Origin of the sequence: Mesorhizobium sp. M7A.F.Ca.CA.003.01.2.1, assembly GCF_003998945.1 — a bacterium.
In the GTDB taxonomy this organism is placed as follows: domain Bacteria; phylum Pseudomonadota; class Alphaproteobacteria; order Rhizobiales; family Rhizobiaceae; genus Mesorhizobium; species Mesorhizobium ciceri.
Window position 1 is genome coordinate 1 of record NZ_RZRA01000857.1, and the last position, 2418, is coordinate 2418.

Sequence of the window (2418 nt, forward strand, 5' to 3'; positions counted from 1 at the left end):
GGTTAATGGTGGTCTTGTCCCAGCTCTTCTCCAGCACCTTGCGGCGGCTGGTGGTGATGGCGACGGGCACAAGCGGCCGGCCCGAGAGGCGAGCCAGGAGAACGATACCAAGTCCTGCGTCTCGCGGCGTGCCGTGCGGAATATCTGCGATCATGGCGACGTTCTTGCCGACGGCGAGCGACTTTTTCAGGGCGATAAGCGCTTTCGCTCCACCCTTGTCGAGGTGCCTGGCATTTTCCCGCCCGCCCGAGCCGCGCACAGCCTCGATGCCGAATTTTTCCAGCATCAAGGCGTTGAGCTCGGCATCGGCGCTGCGCGAAACCATGGCGACCAGCGGCTTGCGCTTGGGATAATAGGCAGGCGTCAGCAGATGCTGGCCGTGCCACAAGGCGATGATGCCAGGCTCGAACTCGGTATAGGCACCGCCCGAAAACCGTGCCGATCCCTCGACGACGCGATTGGTGAGGCGCACGAAGCGGACGAACTGGGCGAACAGGCTGGCGATGGCGTTCTTGACGAATCGCGACTGCGCAAGCGGTTGGCGAATCTTGCGCCAGAAGGCCTTGGTCGTGCGGCTGCGTCCCCTGCCCGTGGGCGCGGCATCGCTTGCTGGCCCTTTCGCCAGGTCATGCTCCATCGAAGTCAACCGGCAGCCTTGTTGTCGGGGTCCAGCAGCCGGTGCAGATGAACGACGAAGTAACGCATGTGAGCGTTGTCCACGCTGGCTTGCGCCTTGGCTTTCCACGCCGTGTGCGCGGATTGATAGTCGGGATAGATGCCGACGATGTCGAGCCCGTCGAGATCGCGGAATTCGGTGCCGCCAAGCTTCTTCAGTTCGCCACCGAACACCAGATGCAAAAGCTGTTTCTTTCCGTCTTCCGCGGCCATGTCGGTCCTTCACATATCGTGAGTTTGTCACAGGTCTAGACCAAAGCCGCCGACTTTGGAACCTTTAGGGCGAGATGAATTCATCTCGCCGGGGAAAACGCTTTCACGTGTCCAGACCGGCGATGACGCCGGCGAGCACGGCCAGCAATTCACCGCTGCCGGCAGCAAGGGCGCCGTGACGAGTCACCTCGCCGGCATAAAGTGGAGCGCGGCCATGCTGGTCGAGCAGCTGGCCGCCGGCCTCGCGCAGGATGAGGTCGGCCGCCGCAATGTCCCAGTCATGCGCGTTCGGCTTGACGAAAGTGGCGTCCAGCGCGCCATTGGCGATCATGGCCAGCCGATAGGCGAGCGAAGGGCTGTAAGGCGCCCGCTTCAGCCGCGCCTGCCATTCGGCAGGCATCAGGTCGGTCAACTGCTTCAGCCCGGAAATCTCGGCCGTTTCCGCCAGCTTGCGAACCGCAATGCGCTTGCCGTTGCGGAAAGCACCCTGGCCGGGCAGCGCCCAATAGGTCTCCTCCATCGCCGGGCATTCCAGCACGCCGGCCAGCGTGCGGCCATGCTCGACGACGGCGACGCTGACGCACCAGGTGCGCTGGCCTTCCAGGAAACCGCGCGTGCCGTCGATCGGGTCGACGACGAAGGTGCGGCGTGCCGAAAGCCGGACCGGATCGTCAACTGTCTCTTCCGACAGCCAGCCATAATCCGGCCGCGCCGCCAGCAATGTTTCGCGCAGATAGGCGTCGGCCGCGTGGTCGGCCTCGCTGACCGGTGATGTGCCGCCCTTCATCCAGACTTGCGGGCTGTTGCCGAAGTAGCGCATGGCGATCACCCCCGCCTCGCGGGCGGCATCGCGCAGCAGCGGCAAGTCTTCGGTGGCTCCGGCAGTGGTCAGGTCATGCTCCGGCAAGGGTCATGCCTTCGATCAGGAGCGTCGGCGCCGCGGTGCCGAAATTGCGGTCGAGGTCATCGGCCGGCACCATGTTGAGGAACATCGTCTTCAGGTTCGAGGCGATGGTGACCTCGGCGACGGGATAGGCCAGTTCGCCATTCTCGATCCAGAAACCGGAAGCGCCGCGGCTGTATTCGCCGGTGACCATGTCGACGCCCTGGCCGAACACCTCGGTGACGTAGAAGCCGGTCTTGAGCGATTTGATCAGCTCTTCCGGCGACCGCTCGCCGGGTTCGATGGCGAGATTGGTGGAGGATGGCGTAACGGAGGAGCCGCTGCGTGCGCCGCGGCCGTTGGTGACGAGGCCCAGCTCCCTTGCAGCCGAGGTCGACAGGAACCAGTGGTTGAGCACGCCCTTCTCGACCATCAACAGCTTTTCGCCCTCGACGCCTTCGCCGTCGAACGGACGCGAGGCCTGGCCACGTCGCCGGAGCGGCTCGTCGGTGACGGTGATGGCGGAGGCGGCCACCTGCTTGCCCATCATGTCGCGCAGGAACGAGGTCTTGCGCGCGACCGAGGCGCCGTTGATGGCGCCGGCGAGATGGCCGGCGATGCCGCGCGCGACGCGTGGGTCGAACACC

Annotated in this window: 4 protein-coding genes; all 4 read right to left on the reverse strand. The window is 64.8% G+C overall.

Features of this window, described 5'->3' with window-relative positions; all coding sequences use genetic code 11:
- Nucleotides 1-637, reverse strand: a 637-nt coding sequence (locus EN969_RS26695) for a lysophospholipid acyltransferase family protein (RefSeq protein WP_127419538.1), incomplete at its 3' end; no start/stop codon positions are given.
- Nucleotides 638-642: 5 nt separating this feature from the next.
- Nucleotides 643-888 carry a DUF4170 domain-containing protein gene (locus EN969_RS26700; RefSeq protein ID WP_013532345.1) on the reverse strand — a complete coding sequence of 82 codons (246 nt, stop codon included), beginning with the start codon at nucleotides 886-888 and terminating at the stop codon, nucleotides 643-645.
- A gap of 103 nt (nucleotides 889-991) precedes the next feature.
- Complete coding sequence (locus tag EN969_RS26705; protein WP_013532346.1) at nucleotides 992-1795, reverse strand: 3'(2'),5'-bisphosphate nucleotidase CysQ; 804 nt, start codon at nucleotides 1793-1795, stop codon at nucleotides 992-994.
- Nucleotides 1782-2418: metallopeptidase TldD-related protein (locus tag EN969_RS26710; RefSeq protein WP_164758511.1), on the reverse strand; the 637-nt coding region annotated here is incomplete at its 5' end. The genes EN969_RS26705 and EN969_RS26710, both read right to left, overlap by 14 nt.

What these genes read in the sequence shown, in the direction of transcription:
- EN969_RS26700 (WP_013532345.1), bottom strand. Translation starts at nt 888, where the DNA reads ATGGCCGCGGAAGACGGAAAGAAACAGCTTTTGCATCTGGTGTTCGGT.